Source organism: Nonomuraea fuscirosea (genome assembly GCF_035917475.1).
GTDB lineage: Bacteria > Actinomycetota > Actinomycetes > Streptosporangiales > Streptosporangiaceae > Nonomuraea > Nonomuraea fuscirosea.
The window spans coordinates 1,138,617-1,155,946 of record NZ_CP109074.1; the positions used below are offsets into that span (position 1 = coordinate 1,138,617).

10 protein-coding genes are annotated in these 17,330 nt (G+C 70.1%); 9 read left to right on the plus strand and 1 reads right to left on the minus strand.

The window, feature by feature from the left end; genetic code table 11:
- Positions 1-8 precede the first annotated feature (8 nt).
- From cobT to OIE67_RS05120, 7 genes are all read left to right on the plus strand, one after another.
- The gene (cobT, locus tag OIE67_RS05090; protein ID WP_326637132.1) at positions 9-1,079 is read left to right on the plus strand and encodes a nicotinate-nucleotide--dimethylbenzimidazole phosphoribosyltransferase; all 1,071 of its coding nucleotides are present in this window, start codon (positions 9-11) and stop codon (positions 1,077-1,079) included.
- 26 nt (positions 1,080-1,105) lie between these two features.
- Positions 1,106-2,119: an agmatinase gene (gene speB / locus OIE67_RS05095; protein ID WP_106239158.1), complete on the plus strand. Its 1,014-nt coding sequence runs from the start codon at positions 1,106-1,108 to the stop codon at positions 2,117-2,119.
- Between the two features lie 78 nt (positions 2,120-2,197).
- Positions 2,198-3,430 (plus strand): uroporphyrinogen-III C-methyltransferase, encoded by a 1,233-nt coding sequence (gene cobA, locus OIE67_RS05100; protein ID WP_326637135.1) that lies wholly within the window; start codon positions 2,198-2,200, stop codon positions 3,428-3,430.
- 62 nt (positions 3,431-3,492) lie between these two features.
- Complete coding sequence (locus tag OIE67_RS05105; protein WP_326637136.1) at positions 3,493-6,723, plus strand: dynamin family protein; 3,231 nt, start codon at positions 3,493-3,495, stop codon at positions 6,721-6,723.
- A gap of 5 nt (positions 6,724-6,728) precedes the next feature.
- Positions 6,729-8,342 carry a YfjP family GTPase gene (locus OIE67_RS05110; RefSeq protein WP_326637138.1) on the plus strand — a complete coding sequence of 538 codons (1,614 nt, stop codon included), beginning with the start codon at positions 6,729-6,731 and terminating at the stop codon, positions 8,340-8,342.
- A gap of 462 nt (positions 8,343-8,804) precedes the next feature.
- On the plus strand, positions 8,805-9,977 hold the full coding sequence (locus OIE67_RS05115) for a single-stranded DNA-binding protein (RefSeq protein WP_326637139.1): 1,173 nt from the start codon (positions 8,805-8,807) through the stop codon (positions 9,975-9,977).
- A gap of 736 nt (positions 9,978-10,713) precedes the next feature.
- Positions 10,714-12,006 (plus strand): GGDEF domain-containing protein, encoded by a 1,293-nt coding sequence (locus tag OIE67_RS05120; RefSeq protein ID WP_326637140.1) that lies wholly within the window; start codon positions 10,714-10,716, stop codon positions 12,004-12,006.
- Between the two features lie 822 nt (positions 12,007-12,828).
- Here the strand turns inward: OIE67_RS05120 and OIE67_RS05125 are convergent.
- Positions 12,829-13,620 carry an arginase family protein gene (locus OIE67_RS05125; protein WP_326637142.1) on the minus strand — a complete coding sequence of 264 codons (792 nt, stop codon included), beginning with the start codon at positions 13,618-13,620 and terminating at the stop codon, positions 12,829-12,831.
- An 814-nt stretch (positions 13,621-14,434) separates the two neighbouring features.
- On the opposite strand from OIE67_RS05125, the gene ettA reads away from it, so the two are divergent.
- The gene (ettA, locus tag OIE67_RS05130) at positions 14,435-16,099 is read left to right on the plus strand and encodes an energy-dependent translational throttle protein EttA (protein ID WP_326637145.1); all 1,665 of its coding nucleotides are present in this window, start codon (positions 14,435-14,437) and stop codon (positions 16,097-16,099) included.
- Positions 16,100-16,893: 794 nt separating this feature from the next.
- Complete coding sequence (locus tag OIE67_RS05135; protein ID WP_326637147.1) at positions 16,894-17,283, plus strand: hypothetical protein; 390 nt, start codon at positions 16,894-16,896, stop codon at positions 17,281-17,283.
- Positions 17,284-17,330: the final 47 nt, after the last annotated feature.

Genomic DNA, 17,330 nt, shown 5'->3' on the forward strand with positions numbered 1-17,330 from the left:
GGTTTGCCGTGCTCGCCGAGACGCTCGCCGCGATCCGTCCCGCCGACCCGCGGGCGCTCGCCGAGGCCCGCGCCCACCAGGACCGCCTCACCAAGCCGCGCGGCTCGCTCGGTGTGCTGGAGGACGTCGCCGTCCGGCTCGCGGGCGCGGCCGGGGTCAGCCCGCCGCCCATGCCCGAGCCGGCCGCCCTGGCCATCTTCGCGGCCGACCACGGCGTGCACGCGCGCGGCGTCACCCCGTGGCCGCAGGAGGTCACCGTGCAGATGGTGGGCAACTTCCTGGCGGGCGGCGCGGTCGCCAACGCCTTCGCCGCGCAGGCGGGCGCGACGGTGACCGTGGTGGACGTCGGCGTCGCCGCCGACCTGCCCGACGCGCCCCAGCTGATCAAGCACAAGATCGCGTACGGCACCGCGGACCTGTCGCAGGGCCCCGCCATGACCGTCGACCAGGCCGTCAGAGCGCTGGAGGCCGGCATCCTCGTCGGCAAGGAGCTCATCGCCGCGGGCGCGCGCTGCCTGATCACCGGCGACATGGGCATCGCCAACACCACCGCCTCGGCCGCGCTGATCTCCGCCTTCACCGGCATGGACCCGGCCGAGGTGACCGGCAGGGGCACGGGGATCGACGACGAGACGTACGAGCGCAAGGTCGGTCTCGTCCGCTCGGCCCTGCGCGTGAACGCGGTCTCCGACATCTCCTCCTCGCCCAGCGAGGCGCTGCGGGCCCTGGCCGCCGTCGGCGGGTTCGAGCACGCGGCCATCGCCGGCCTCATCCTGTGCGGCGCCGCGGAGCGCGTGCCGGTGGTCCTCGACGGCGTCATCGCCGGCGCCGCCGCCCTCGTGGCCGCCGCGCTCGACCCCGCCGCGATCGACCACTGCGTGGCGGGCCACCGCTCGGCCGAGCCCGGCCACACCGCCGCGCTCACCCACCTCGGGCTGCGCCCGCTGGTGGAGCTGGAGCTGCGGCTCGGCGAGGGCACCGGCGGCCTGCTCGCCCATCCGATGGTCTGCGCCGCGGTACGCGTGCTGCACGAGGTGGCCACGTTCGACTCCGCGGGGGTGACCGAGAAACCCGTGTGATGATGGGGACACGGGAGGTGCGGACCATGGCGCGTTACGGACCCATGTACGGGCCCGACATCACGTTCCTCGGCGTCGGGCGGTGCGACGCCGGCGATCCGGCGACCTACGCCGACGCCGACGTGGTGATCATCGGGGCTCCGTTCGACGGCGGCACCTCCAACCGGCCCGGCGCCAGGTTCGGGCCGATGGCGCTGCGCCAGGCCTGCTACCTGCCGCACGACGGCTCCAGGCCCAGCCTGGCCCTGCGCGTGGACGCCCTGCGGGACCTGCGGGTGCTCGACGCCGGCGACGTGGAGTGCTACTCCGGCGACGTCGAGGGCTCGCTGGCGGCCATCGAGGAGACCGTGCACCGGGTGGCCGCGTCGGGGGCGATCCCGCTGGTGCTCGGCGGCGACCACACGGTGGCGCTGCCGGACGCGCGGGGCACCGCGCGGGCACACCCGGCCGGGCGCACCTCGATGATCCACTTCGACGCCCACGCCGACACCGGCGACATCTCCTTCGGCCACCTGCACGGCCACGGCCAGCCCATGCGGCGGCTGATCGAGTCGGGGGCGATCCGTGGCGACCGGTTCCTGCAGCTCGGGCTGCGCGGCTACTGGCCCGAGCCCGAGACGCTCGGCTGGATGGCCGCCCAGAACATGCGCTCCTACGAGATGACCGAGATCGTGGCCCGCGGGCTCGACGAGTGCCTGACGGAGTCGTTCGGGATCGCGCTCGACGACTGCGACCAGGTCTTCCTGTCGGTCGACATCGACGTGTGCGACCCCGGCCACGCCCCGGGCACCGGCACCCCCGAGCCGGGCGGGCTGACGGCCAGGCAACTGCTCGACGCCGTCCGCCGGATCTGTTACGAGCTGCCGGTCGCGGGGATGGAGGTGGTCGAGGTGGCGCCGCCGTACGATCACGCCGACATCACCGCCTACCTCGGGAACCGGGTTATCCTTGAGGCCTTGTCAGCGATGGCCAGACGCCGTAAGGACGATGAGGGCGGGCCTCGCTGGGATCCCCGGCAGCCTCTTCTCGACGGTCGTTGACCGTGCGCAGCAAATGACACAGGCGAAGCCGGTAGGTTTACCTCTTAACACAACGTTCGCGAACGGGAGATTCCCCCCATGGGCCCCTACCTCCTCGGCCTGCGGCTTTCCGGCCGCCGGGTGCTCGTCGTGGGCGGCGGCCGCGTCGCCCAGCGCCGGGTTCCCGCGCTGCTAGAGGCCGGTGCGGAGGTCACCGTCGTGTCGCCGTCGGTCACGCCGGCGCTCGACGACCTGATCGCCGCCGGCAGGGTCACCTGGCACGCCCGGCCCTACGAGGTCGGCGACTGCGACGGCGCCTGGCTCGTCCAGGCCTGCACCGACGACAGATCCGTCAACACCGCGGTGGCCGGCGAGGCTGAGGCCAAGCGCGTCTGGTGCGTGCGCGCCGACGACAAGGACGCCTCCGCCGCCTGGACCCCGGCGAGCGGGCGGGTCGACGAGATCAGCGTGGCCGTCACCGCGGGCGGAGACCCGCGCCGGGCCGCCGGCATTCGCGACGCGGTCGTCGAGGCGCTGCGCGACGGCACCGTCGACGCCCGGCGCAACCGCACCAAGCCGGTCGGCGTCGCCCTCGTCGGCGGCGGCCCCGGCGATCCCGGCCTCATCACGGTGCGCGGGCGCCAGCTGCTCGCCCAGGCCGACGTGGTGGTCGCCGACCGCCTCGCGCCCCGGGGGCTGCTCGACGAGCTCGCCGCCGACGTGGAGCTGATCGACGCGGCCAAGGTGCCCTACGGCCGCTCGCTGTCCCAGGAGACGATCAACGAGCTCATCGTGGACCGCGCCAGACAGGGCAAGTTCGTGGTCCGGCTCAAGGGCGGCGACCCGTTCGTGTTCGGGCGCGGCGGCGAGGAGATGATCGCCTGCGCCCACGCCGGCATCCCCGTCCTCGTCGTCCCCGGCATCACCAGCGCCGTCGCGGTGCCCGCCGCGGCCGGGGTGCCGGTGACCCATCGCGGGGTAAGTCAGGAATTTCATGTCATCTCCGTGCACGTGGCTCCCGACGACCCCAAATCCACCGTCGACTGGCCTGGCCTGGCCCGTTCCCAGGGCACCCTGGTGCTGCTGATGGCCGTCGAACGGCTGGCGAAGGTGGCCGAGGCACTCCTTCGCGACGGACGTGCTCCGGAGACTCCCGCAATGGTGGTGCAGGACGGTACCCTTCCGACCCAGCGGGCGGTTATCGCTTCCCTTGCCACTGTGGCCGACCGCGTGTCCGCGGCTGGGATACGGCCGCCGGCGATCGTCATCGTCGGCGATGTCGTGAGGGTCGGCCAGGAGGTCGCAATGGTTCGAGCGGAGCGCTTGCCGTGAACACGGCCAGGGATGACGGACGGAACGAGTCAGCCGGGGAGCAGACGTTGAGCTTCCGCGCGGTGACTGACGAGGGCCTTGACCAGGGCCTCGACCAGGGCTCTGATCAGGGCCGGGGCGATGACGCCCGCAACGGCGCCGGCACCCGCGAGACCCCGGAACGCCCCGGCGCCTCAGGCCGTCCGGACCGTTCCGCTCCGGCTGACGGCGACCCCGGCCGACGGGGCGAACCCGCTTCGACCGGCGACGACGCGGGGCGCGGCTCCGGCCGGCTGGGCGGCCCGGCTCCGGCCGGCGGCGATGCGGCGGCCCGCGGCGGCTCCGCTTCGGACGGCGGCTCCGGTGGGGGCGAGGCTCGTGAGGGGTCCGGTGCGCAGCCGGGCGGGCGGTTGCCCGTCCGCAAGCCGCGCAGGCCCTCCTTCCGCGAGCAGGCCCCCGAGCCTCCCGCCCGGGAGAGCGGGAGCAACAGCCGGGAGCCCGGCCAGTGGTTCCGCGACGCGCCCGCGCCGACCCAGGCTCCTTCCGCGCCGGCTCAGCCCCCTTCAGAGGCGCCCAGCGGCAGGCCGTCCCTGTTCGAGAAGCCCGCCGCGCTACGCCGCCCCACGACACCCCAGGACCTTGAGGCCCTGCGCCCGCCGGCCGGCTTCGACGACCCTGGGCCTCCTTCGGGGCGGCCCTCACTCTTCGTCAAGCCCGCCTCCCTCGGCGGCCCCGGCGCCCGCCCCGACCCTCCTGCCGAGCCGGTCGGGGAACAGGGCGAGAGCCTGTGGGTCAAGAAGCCCGCAGCCGCCACCCGCCCTGCCGAACCCGCGGACGCAGAAGCCGGCGACACCGCTGCCGGCGCATTCGTCCCAGAAACCGGCGAAGCCTCGGAAGAGGAGTCCCGCACCGGCACGGACGCCGACCCGTCGGCTGAGGAGGCGCTCAAGGCCCCGAGTCCATCGGCCGATGACGCACTCGCGGACGTACAGGCATCAGGCGGCGACGCACTCGCGGCGGCGGAAGCCGGCGACGTGCTCGCCGACACGGACACTGAGACCGGCGACGCGCTCACGACCACCGACCGGACACCCGCCGACAGCGGCGAGAAGCTCGCGGACGGCGGCGAAGAACCTGCGGACCTTCAGCAGGAGGCACCTGAATCCGAGCCCGCGGACACCCGTGGCGACGCTGCGGCCGCAACGGCCGGCGAGGCCGCTGAGACAGCCGCGGCTCCGGAGGCCCACGAGGCCGCCGAGGATGCGAAGACCGACGAGACCTTCGCCGATGCGGCGCACGACGAGGACTCCGATGACGTGAGCTCCGATGACGTGAGCTCCGGCGGCGAGGGCTCCGACGACGAGGGTCCCGATGGCGAGGGCTCCAACGACGTGAGCTCCGGCGGCGAGGCCTCCGAAAGCGTGAGGGCCGATGAAGACGGCTCCGCGGAGACCGACGGCGAGGACACGGCCGCGAAAACCGCCGACAACCAGGTGGCGGTCACATCCGAAGCCTCCGACCAGGTGGCGGCCACGCCCGAAGCCCCTGACCAGCCGGCCCCATCCGACGATTCCGACCAGCCTGCGACCTCACCCAGCGCCTCCGACCAGTCCGCGAGCCCGTCCGGCACCCCCGAAGCCGTACCCCTGCGCCAGGGCGAACGGCTGGAGGACCTGCCCCCCGAGGCGGTCGAGGCGCTGACGACGGCGCTCGACGCGCTGCGCACGAGCGTCGCCGACCTGCGCTTCGGCCTCGCCCTGCCCGGCTCCGAGGAAGCCAAGCGCACGCAGGCCGACCTGCTGGCCCAGCTCGACAACTACGTGCTGCCCCGGATCAAGACCCGCACCGCCCCGGCCCTCATCGTGATCGCCGGCTCGACCGGCGCGGGCAAGTCCACCCTGGTCAACAGCCTGGCCGAGAAGAACGTCTCGCGTACGGGCGTACGGCGTCCCACCACCGGCACCCCGGTCCTGGCCTGTCACCCCGAGGACCACAAGTGGTTCGCGGAGGGCGAGCTGCTCGGCGCCCTCCAGCGGCTCGACAAGCCGACCCAGGAAGCCACGATGGGCAGCCTGGTCATCGTCCAGACCGAGAAGCTGCCGCAGGGCGTCGCGCTGCTCGACACCCCCGACATCGACTCGGTGGTCGAGGAGCACCACGAGATCGCGCACCGCATGCTCGACGCAGCCGACCTGTGGATCTTCGTGACGACGGCCGCCCGCTACGCCGACGCCCCCGCCTGGAACCTGCTGCGGCTGGCCAAGGAGCGCGGCGCCCGCCTGGCGATCGTCCTGTCCCGGGTGCAGCAGAAGTCCGCCGACGTGGTGCTCAAGCACTTCGGGCGGATGCTGAGCGAGTACGGGCTGGGCGAGATCGACCGGTTCGTCATCCACGAGGCGGAGGTGGCCGACGGCAGGCTGCCCGACAGCGAGGTGACCGACCTGCGGCTGTGGCTGGCCGAGCTGTCCGTGGACGAGGATCGGCGGGCGCAGGCCGTACGCGAGACGCTGAACGGCGTGCTCAACAGCTTCCGCACCCGCGTACCGGCGCTGGCCCGGCACCTGGAGTCGCAGGTGGCGTTCCGGGCCGAGCTGCGCAGCGACGTGGAGGCGGCCTACCTGAGCGCCCTCAGCACGATCGACAAGGCCTCCAAGAACGGCTCGTTGCTGCACGGCGAGGTGCTCGCCCGCTGGCAGGACTTCGCCGGCTCCGGCGACCTCATGCGCTCGCTGCAGCTGCGCAGGCGCGGCCGGGCGGCCAAGCAGGCGCCGGAGCGGGTGCTGGCGTTCAAGGCGGCGGTCCGCACCGGGCTCGAATCGGTCATCGTCGCCGCCGCCAACCGGGCCTCCGAGGAGGTGGCGGCGCGCTGGCGGCACCGTTCCGAGCTGGGCGCCAAGCTCGGGGAGAACCTCGACCGGCCGTCCGACGACCTCGTCCGCCACACCAGCAGGGCCATCGCCTCCTGGCAGGATCACCTGGGCGAGCTCGTCCGCACGGAGGGGGTGGCCAAACGGTCGGTGTCGAAGCTCGTCTCGTTCGATCCCGAGTCGCTCTCGCTGATCTTCATGGTCGCCATGTTCAGCGGGAGCAACGGCGAAGGGGTGCCGCACCGGCTGGTCAACGCCCTGCTCGGCGCGGAGTCGCTGCGCGGCATCGGCGCCAAGGCGCTCAGTGACCTGCGGGCCAGGATCGGCATGTTGTTCGACGAGGAGGCCATGCGTTACGTGCAAGCGCTCGATTCCGCCGGCATTCCGGACGAATCCGTCGCCACCCGCCTCTATCAGGCTACGTACAACCTTGAGGTCGCGCGATGACCACCATGACCACCAGACCGGGGCTCGCTCCGCGGTTGGCCGCGCTCACCAAGGTGGTGGAGCTGGGCCCGGGCCGGCTGGACAAGAAGCTGCTCGACGAGGCCGGCGGGCTGCTGAAGCGGGCCGGTGACCGGCTCAAGCTGTCGTCGGAGCACACCGTCGTCGCCCTCGCGGGGGGCACGGGCAGCGGCAAGTCGTCGCTGTTCAACGCGCTGTCGGGGCTGGAGCTCTCGCCCACCGGCGTACGCCGTCCGACCACCGCCCGTACTCACGCCTGCGTGTGGGGGCTGGAGGGCGCGGGGCCGCTGCTCGACTGGCTGCAGATCCAGTGGCGGCACCGCTTCTCCCGGGCCAGCGCGCTCGACAAGGGCGACAGCCAGCTGCACGGGCTGATCCTGCTCGACCTGCCCGACCACGACTCGATCCGGGCCCTCACCGACACGGAGGCCGACCGGCTCATCGGGCTGGCCGACCTGGTCGTGTGGGTGCTCGACCCGCAGAAGTACGCCGACGCCTCCACCCACCGGCGCTACGTGACGGAGCTGGCCGGGCACGACGCGGTGACGGTGTTCGCGCTCAACCAGGCCGACCGGCTCACCACCGAGGAACTGGCCGAGCTGGTCATCGACCTCAACGACCTGCTGCGCAGGGAAGGCGTGGAGCATCCCAGCGTCGTACCCACCTCGGCGGTCACCGGTCGCGGCGTCGAGAGCCTCAGGAGCGTCATCGCCACCGCGGTCAGCCGCCGGCGCGCGGCCATCCAGAAACTCGAGGCCGACCTGCACCGGCTGGAGCAGAAGCTCAGCGAGGCCATGCCGATGGGCGAGGCGCTGTCCGCGCCGTCCACGGTCGACGAGGCCCGCAGGATGGGGCTGACCGACGCGCTGTGTGACGCGGTGGGCGTGCCGGCCGTGGGCGAGGCCATGGAGAACGTCTACGCGGAGCGGTCCGACCAGTGGGTCGGGTGGCCGTACCCGCGGTGGATCGGGAAGCTCCGTACCGACCCGCTGAAGAGCCTGCGCCTGGACGACGTCGGCCAGGAGATCCGCGGCATCACGACCACCTCGGTGAGCGCTCAGTCGGCCGAGGTCGCCAACGCGGTGCAGGCGCTGGCCGACGGGCTGTCCATGGGCATGCACCCGGTGTGGCGCACGGCGGTGCACCAGGCGGCCCGATCGCGCTCCAGCCAGCTGCCGCAGGCCCTGACGGAGGACCTCACGGAGGTGGCGCCGCAGCTGGACCGCGTACCGGGATGGTGGCGGGCGCTGAAGGTGTGGCAGTACTTCCTGGTGGTGGCGTTCGTGGCCGGACTGGCCTGGCTGGTGGTGGGCCTGCTCATGCCCGGCCAGCTCCCGCCGGCCTTCGAGCTGCTGGGCGAGAGCGCGACGCTGCCGTGGGTGGGGCTGATGATGGCCTCCGTCCTGGGGCTCGGGGCCCTGTCCGGCATCGCGTCCCGCAACTTCGTGGAGCTCGGGGCGTCCAGGGAGCGGGAACGGCTCGAACGGGAGATGAGGCGCAGGGTCGCGGCGGTGTCGACGACCATGGTGGTGGAGCCGGTGGAACGAGAGCTGGGCCGCCATCACGCGTTTTATACGGCTATGCGGGACTTGTCCGTCTAAAAAGCACCCAACCTCGAGCCCACCCTCAAGCAGAACGCCCTCTCCCAGAACGCGCCACGCCAGAACGGCCTTTGCGCCACCACGGCCACGTACACCAGGTCAGAACGGCCCTGCCCCAGAACGACCCGCAGTGCGAGACGACGCAGTGTGAGACCACCTAGGGCGAGATGAACGATGATGGCGGGCTCCCTCGGGGCCCGCCATCACCATGCCAACCACTTCCCTCCCATGGGCCGGGACGAACCCATGGCCGGGACGAACCCATGAGCTGGACGAATCCGCAGCGCGTACGACACGACCGGCTATCCACAGTGCGTACGACACGGCCGACTATCCACAGCCCCAACCTCCCCCCACTCCTTCATCCACAGAACCCCGTTCGGCAACCCTTCTCCCCACCCGCACACGGCACCGTGGTCCCCAGATCGCGGGCAGCCGGCCCGCCGCACTGGGAGGCATGGGATGAACGACATCTACATCACACTCACCGGCAACGTCGCGGCAGAGCCGAGGCAGTACAGCTTCGACGAAGGCACCAAGGTCACCTCGCTGAAAGTCCTCACTTCACACCGCTACTTCGACCGGAAGACAGGCCAGTGGACCGACGGCGACAAGGTCTGCTTCACGGTGCGTTGCTGGCGCGCCCTGGGAGACAACGTCGCGGCTTCTGTACGTTCCGGCCATCCCGTGGTGGTGTCCGGCAGGTTGCGCATCCGCGAGTTCGGCACTGACGGAGATCGCCGCTTCATGCCCGAGATCGAGGCCAGTTCGGTGGGCCACGACCTGCGGTGGGGCACCGGAGTCTTCACCAAGCCCGAGCGCGGCGGCAACGCCCTGGTGAGCAGGGAGATGCGCGAACGCCTGGACGAGGAGACCCGAGACTGGGCGATGGGCACCCGCCCGCAGCGCCCCCTCGGCCGCCCCGGATTCCGCGACGACAACGAGCAGCCCTCCACCTACGCCACCGACCGCCACCCCGCAAGCCACTCGTCCCCGGCTGACAGCAACACCCGCCCCCCGCTCCCGAACGGCAGCAACACGCGCCCGCTGGCCGCAGACGGCGGCGACCCCCGCACGCTGTTCTCGGACGCCGACGGTGTACGGCCGCCGGTCTCGGATGGCCGAGATGTGCGCACACTGGGCCCGGATGGTGGTGCGCGCCCGCTGGCCGCAGGCGCCGGAGACATGCGCACCCTGGTCCAGGACGGTGGCGGCGTACACACGCTGCTCCCGCACGACGAAACCAGGCGAACGCCTGCACCCTTCGACGCGACCGCAGAAGGGTCAAGCTCGAACAACATGGCGACTCGCACCCAGAGCCCGGCCGAAGGAGCCGTCCACCCGCTGGACCCCGACGACGGCGCCGCTCACCTACCGGGCTGGGCCGACGGAACCACCCACCGTCCGACCGCGGACGCCGCCGCACCTACGCCGACCTCGATGGGAGGCAAGACCCCACGCACCCGCCGCGCGACCAGCGACACCGCCCGCACGCCGAAGCCCGAGGCCGACGACGCCACCATCCGCGTTCTGAACGGCACCGAAGCCGACGACGCGGCCGATCGCGCCGACGAAGGCCAGGCAGCCGCCGGCGGGAAGACACAGCGGAAGGTGAGGGAACGAGCAGCGGCGTAACGCAGACCAGCACAGGACGACCGACATGTGGGGACACCGACCACCACGACGGTGCCCCCACACCCTCCCCGACCAGCCAGCCACATCAGGACGCCACAGGCCACCGAGGTTGTGGGCGGCGAGCGGGAGGGGAGGGCGGTGCCGACCACTGAAGCTGAAGGGCTGAGCAGAAGAGGAGAACGGTGCGGGTCGCCGAGATCGGGGGCGGCGCGCGGTGGGGGAACGGTGCGGGTCCCCGAGATCGGGGGCGGCGGGCGGTGGAGGAACGGTATGGGTCACCGAGGCTGGGGGCGGTCAGCGGAAGCGGGAACGGTGCTGGTCCTGAGGCTGGGGCGTTGAGCAGTGGGGGAACGGGCTGGACGTTTGGGCCAGGAGGCGGACGCTGAGCGAGGTCTGGAGCGGGGCCGAGTCGCGTACCGGTAGCTGGTGTGGCGGGAGCGCGAGGGAGAGGCGGAATGGAGAGGCGGAATGGAGGGGGAGGGGGGCATCGGCCGGGTCCTGAAGACACCCCGATGAGCGGCCGATGGTGGGTTGGCCGCCTCAGGCGGCTAGAGCATCTGTCATGTCCAGGTCACGCCCCGCACCATGGGCTGCTCCTTTCCAGCACGACTCTGCATCACGGGCCCGCTCGTGGAGTGAGCGGGTGTTGGGTTCATTGCCAACGTATCGGTTCCCATCGCACAACGCACACTCCGCAATTATTGTGTTACACATCGTTAGTCAGGGAGGAGACGAGATGGCGGTGACCAGTCACGTCCCGATCAAGTCACGCGACGGTGTGTCAACACTGGCCGACCGCTGGCCATTGCTAGGGCAACGTCGCCCGCTCGTGGTCTACTTGTGCGCGATCGTCGCACTTGACGTGGCCGCGATCATCGTGTTCGCGACGTCCACCGTCTTCGAATGGCGCGACCTGCTCATGTTCGGCGCTCTCATGGGATGCGGCGCCGTGTGCATCGAAGCGACCAGGCGCCTCGGCATGCCCGCCGGGGTGTCCCGCGACCTGCTGTCCGCGTGGTGGCTGCCGGTCGCGCTGCTCCTGCCCCCGGTCTACGCCCTGTTCGCGCCGATCGTGCTGCAGGTCCTCCTCCAGGTCCGGGTACGGGCGACGGTGCTCTACCGCCGGGTGTTCAGCTCGGCCGCCATCGGGCTGGCCGGGTGCACGGCGTCCGCCGTGTTCCACCAGTTCGTCAGTGATCCGTGGATCCTGTCGCAGGGCGGCGGACTGCCGATCATGATGGCCGTGGCGTCCGCCGTGCTGTTCTCCCTGCTCAACATCGCGCTCATCGCCATCGCCGCCCACACGGCCAACCCCGACAGCACGTGGCGGGAGGTACTTTGGGACAGGGAGAGCCTGCTGCTGGACATCGTCGAGCTGTGCCTGGGCGTGACCGTGTCCGTCGGCTGCGGTCTCAATCTGGCCCTGCTGCTCCTCGCGCTGCCCCCCGTGGTGCTGCTCCAGCGCAGTCTCCTTCATGCGCAGTTGCAGGCGGCGGCCCGTACGGACGCCAAGACCGGCCTGCTCAACGCGGCCGCGTGGCAGCGCGAGGCCGACACCGAGATCGTCCGGGCCCGTCGCACCGGCGACACCCTGGCACTTCTGATCATCGACATCGACCACTTCAAGCGGGTCAACGACGCTCACGGCCATCTGGTCGGTGATCAGGTCCTGGTAGGGGTGGCGTCGACGCTGCGCAGCCAACTCCGCGATTACGACGTGGTGGGCCGGTTCGGCGGCGAGGAGTTCGTGGTCCTGCTGCCGGGGGCCGACATCGACGAGGCCCGCCGGGTGGCCGAGCGGTTGCGCGTACGCATCGGCCACATGGCCGTCCCCGTCGACGCCACCTTGATCAGGGTGACGATCTCGATCGGAGTGGCGTTGATGAGCGTCCACGGCGACGACCTGATCGACCTGCTGGCGGCGGCCGACCTGGCCCTCTACCGGGCGAAGGAGCTGGGCCGGGACCGCGTCTGCATCCCCGCCGTCCAACCCCCACCCCCTGCCCTCCCCAACGACCCAGCCGCCTGATCGAAACCTTCGCCCAAGGGGCATGCCACCCGGCCTTCCCCGGGACGGCATGCCAGGCGGCTTTCCTCGGATGGCGTGTCGGGCGGCCCTCCTTGGGCGGCATGCTGGGGTGGCCTTCCTCAAGGTTCCGCCGTCTGATCGGCATCTTCGCCCAAGGGGGCACGCTGAGCAGTCCTCGGGCGCCACTCCCGCTGGTCCTGCCCGGGCAGGTGGGCGTCCATTGCGCATATAGAGGGCGAGGGTGGCATGTGCCCATGGTGCAGAGGGCGAGGGCGGTGTCTGCCCATGGCGCAGACGGTGGCGTGGCATATGCCTCTGGCGCAGAGGGCGAGGCAGCGTGTCCATGGCGCGTGAAGACGTGCGGCTGCATGTCGATGAATGTGGACCTGTGGCTGTGTGTTGCTGGGGGCGGAACGTGGGGCTGTGTCCGTCCTGAGGTGGGCGGCTGAGCGGGTGCTGAGGGCTGGGGTGCCGTGGTGCGGGTGAGGGACTGCCACGTGCGGGTCGCGGAACCGTGGTGCGGTGAGAAGGCTGAGCGGCCGTGGTGCTCTGAGCTGGGGCTCTGCGGTGAGTGGCTGCGACAAAAGGGGGCTGCGGGCCATGGTCTGGGGAGGGCTGAGCGCCGTGGTGCTGTGAGCTGGGGTGCTGTAGTGAGTGGCTGGGGCGTGAGGGGTTGCGGGGCCTTGGACTGTGAGGGTTGAGCGGTCGTGATGCTGAGGAGTTGTCTTCGATCCTGTCAGGATCTTTGGATCATGCTCCGGGCCTGAAGACGTCACCTCCGTCGCGACGAGGGGCGATGGAGGCACCGGGATAAGTCGGCCGTCAGCGCGTCAGCGCGGTGCCCAGTTGGCGAATCACCTCGGATTCGTCGAGGTTGACGTCGTCGCTGGATGGCGCATGTTCGGTGATGGCTGCCCCGATGATGTCGTCCACGTGGGAGATGAGGTCGATCAGTCGCTGCGGCTGCACGCCGTTCGGCTCCGGGTAGCAGGTGGCGCCAAAGGCGGTGGGCTCCAGGACATCGAGGTCGATGTGGACGTATACGGGGCCGCGCAAACCGTCGAGTGCGCGCTCCAGGTCGTCGACGCCGTACCTGCGCAGGCCGGTCTTCGCGAGGTACTCGTGCTCGGACGTGTCACCTGCTCGCTCTCCAGTGATGATCACCTGATGTGGTGCCAGCGGATGCTCCAGGGTGAGGCCGGTCGGCCCGTCTCCGAGTAGTGCGCGTACCACCATCCCGTGGAAGGCGCCCGATGGGAGCGTCTGCGGGCTGTAGACGTCCGGGTGGGCGTCGATCCACAGCACCGTCAGGGCGTCCCCGTAGCGGGTGTGGGCAGCGGCGATCGGCGGGATGTCGGCCGCGCAATCACCGCCGACAGTGATCACTCGGTCGCCGATGCCGACCAGTGCCTCCCGCGTCAGCCGCTGGTTCTCCACGAGCACGTCGTACGCGCGGATCCCGGCGGCCTTGTCGCCGCCCGTTTCAAGCACCGGCACGGTCACCACCGTGTCGGCTGGAATGAGTTCGGCGGCGCGGCGAGCTCCGGCCATCAGTTGCGGCGCCCTGCTCGACGCCGATCCTTGCCATTGGGGCACGCAGAGTGCAGTCGTCATGCGGCGACAATACGAGATTCCAGGATCAAGAGTGTAGATCGATATCACGCTTTGTCGGAGAAATTTCCGTCGGACCGACACGATGGCGGGAATTTGTCCACGAGGTTCTCATCGCCGCCCGTGCTGGCCGTGTAGGCGACAGCGGTCACTCCTCTACCGAAGAAGCAGCCGGACGAATACTTACCGATGCTCACTTGAGTGTGGTCTTCGCACAAGCAGCTTGCGCGGAAACCGACGCTCGTCGGTCCACGTCGGCGCGGCGGCGTTCCTGCTCTGGCGGCATGACATCAAGGTGATCGCGCAGCCCGAGCCTCAAGCGTCGAGTGCCGAGCCCGGATTCCCGAGCCCCTACCCCCAAGCGTCGAGTGCCGAGTCAATCCCCGAGCGTCGATCTCCGAGCGTCGATCCCCGAGCGTCAATCCCCGAGCGTCGATCCCCGAGTCGAGCGTCGAGCCCCAGCTCGGAGCGGAACGCGGAGTATCGAGTCCGAGCGCTGAGCTCGGTGTCGAGTGCCCGAGCCCAAGCTTCGGGTTCCCGTCTCCCGGGTGTCCGGCAGGAACGCGAGAACGGGATCAAGGGGCATCATGGCTCTGCAATTCGGCGACACCGCGATCCCCTCGACCTGCCCTCCAAAGGAAGCAACCGCTGCCGGCCTGCACCGCCACGACCCTGCATTCCCGGTCGCTCTGAGTTCGGTGAGTAGGCGGGATGGTGGGGGCGGTGGGGGATATGGAGGAGGTGGGCAAAGGCGGTTCCAAGTCATACTCCGGTGGAGCGTCGGAAGCCTGGCCTGGGAGCCCCTAAGCTAGAGGACATGCCGGAGTACATCTACACGCTGCAGCGCGTGCGCAAGGCGCACGGCGACAAGGTTGTCCTTGACGACGTCACGCTGTCGTTCCTGCCCGGAGCCAAGATCGGTGTTCTAGGGCCGAACGGCACAGGCAAGTCGACGCTGCTCCGGATGATGGCCGGCCTGGAGCAGCCGTCCAACGGCGAGGCCAAACTCATGCCGGGCTTCACGGTCGGCATGCTCCAGCAGGAGCCGCCGCTCAACGAGGAGAAGACGGTCCTCGGCAACGTGCAGGAAGGCGTCGCCGAGACCATGGCGATGCTCCAGCGCTACAACGACATCGCCGAGCAGATGGCCACCGACTACAGCGACGAGCTGCTGGAGGAGATGGGCAAGCTGCAGGACCAGCTGGAGCACCGCAACGCCTGGGATCTCGACAGCCAGCTCGAACAGGCCATGGACGCCCTGCGCTGCCCGCCGCCCGAGGCCGACGTGACCACGCTGTCCGGTGGTGAGCGCCGCCGGGTCGCGCTGTGCAAGCTGCTGCTGGAGGCGCCCGACCTGCTGCTGCTCGACGAGCCCACCAACCACCTCGACGCCGAGAGCGTGCAGTGGCTGGAGCAGCACCTGGAGAAGTACGCGGGCACGGTCCTGGCCGTCACCCACGACCGCTACTTCCTCGACAACGTCGCCGGCTGGATCCTTGAGCTCGACCGGGGCCGCGCCTACGCCTACGAGGGCAATTACTCCACCTACCTGGACGCCAAGGCACAGCGGCTCAAGGTGGACGGGCAGAAGGACGTCAAGCGCAAGAAGCGCCTCGAAGACGAGCTGGAGTGGGTGCGGTCCAACCCGAAGGCCCGCCAGACCAAGAGCAAGGCCAGGCTTCAGCGGTACGAGGAGATGGCGGCCGAGGCCGACAAGCACCGCAAGCTCGACTTCGACGAGATCCAGATCCCGCCGGGCCCGCGCCTGGGCACCACGGTGATCAAGTCGGAGAAGCTGACCAAGGGGTTCGACGACCGGCTGCTGATGGAGGGGCTGACGTTCGACCTGCCCCGCAACGGCATCGTCGGCATCATCGGCCCCAACGGCGTCGGCAAGACCACGCTGTTCCGCATGATCACCGGTAGCGAGACGCCCGACTCCGGCTCGATCATCGTGGGCGACACGGTCAAGATCTCCTACGCCGACCAGAGCCGTGGCGGCATCGACCCCACCAAGAACGTCTGGGAGGTCGTCTCCGACGGGCTCGACCACATCAAGGTCGGCAACGTGGAGATGCCGTCGCGGGCGTACATCGCGGCCTTCGGGTTCAAGGGCCCCGACCAGCAGAAGAAGGCGGGCGTGCTGTCGGGCGGCGAGCGCAACCGGCTCAACCTGGCGCTCACCCTCAAGCAGGGCGGCAACGTGCTGCTGCTCGACGAGCCCACCAACGACCTCGACACCGAGACGCTGTCGTCGCTGGAGAACGCGCTGCTCGACTTCCCGGGCTGCGCCGTGATCACCTCGCACGACCGGTGGTTCCTCGACCGCATCGCCACCCACATCCTGGCGTGGGAGGAAGGGTCGAACTGGTTCTGGTTCGAGGGGAACTTCGCGGACTACGAGAAGAACAAGATCGAGCGCCTGGGCGCCGACGCGGCCCGTCCGCACCGGGTGACCTACCGCAAGCTGCACCGCGACTGATCGGCTGGACGACCACGATCGGCTGATCAGCCAGGTGACTTGGTTGGTCACCTGACTGATCGGACGGCGACTGATTCAGCAGATCGGCCGGTCCAGGAGAAGCGCTGGATCGGCCGGACTGGGTGGCGGGGGTTGTTCGGTCGGTTGGGCGGCGCAGGTGTCTGGTGGGTTGGGTGATGGGCAAGCATTGAAGGGTGCGGGCCCTGGGAGAAGCGTCTATGGCTGGCGCAGTAGCCGTATTCGGCTCGGTCTGCCAGGTCGGAGCGTGTGACGGTCTCGTGGGAGCGGCCGTATTTCGCCGGAGTCCATGACTCAGACGTCGTCGCTCCACGCCGAGGTGGGGGTGGCCAGGGCCGGTTGATGCTTCACATCTGGGCGGCGGCCTTGCGCAGCCGCTTGTTGTAGCCGGGCTGCTGGGGCAGGCAGGTGAAGAGGTAGCGCAGGTGGGCACGGCCTGGCGGAGTCGTCTGGCCCCGGAGGTGAAGCCGAGCATGGCCTCCATCATGGCGAGGGTGACCAGTTCGGCGTCGCTCAGGTGGGGCGTGATCGGCGTCGCTCGGGTGGGGCGTGATCGGCAATGCTCAGGTGGGGCGTGATCGGCGTCGTTCAGGTGGGGTGTACTGCTGGTGGGCGGGTGCCGCGGCAGCAGGTCGCAATCTTTCTGTAGCGTGTCGTCGGTTGTCGCCTGGAGCGCTGTTGTGAGGGAGTCCGCGTCGTTCGCCATGAGACGATCTTGGACATTCTCGTTCTCGTCTCTGTAGGCACTTCTTGGAGCACATCACCAGGAGGATTCGGTGTCATACCCGCAACCGCTCACCCCCGAGGAGGGGCTCGCCGACGCGAAGAGGCAGCTGAGCCTTCCGCGTATCGTCGTGATCTGTGGCTCCACCCGTTTCATGAGCGAGATGGTCGAGGCCGATCTGCGGGAGACCATTGCCGGAAAGATCGTCGTCAAGCCGGGTTGCGACATGAAGTCTCCGCACGAACTCTGGTCCGATCCGGTCGAAGCCGAGGCGCTGAAGGTTCGGCTCGACGAGCTGCACCGGGCGAAGATCCGGCTCGCTGATGAGGTGCTCGTAGTCGGCGACTACATCGGAGACAGCACCCGAGCCGAGATCTCCTACGCCCGGTCGCTGGGCAAGCCTGTACGGTTCACGCACCCCGAAGTCGACCCCGGCGTCTGATCGCCCCACACCCTCCGCAGGCACCCCTTGGGATCAATCGTCCAGTT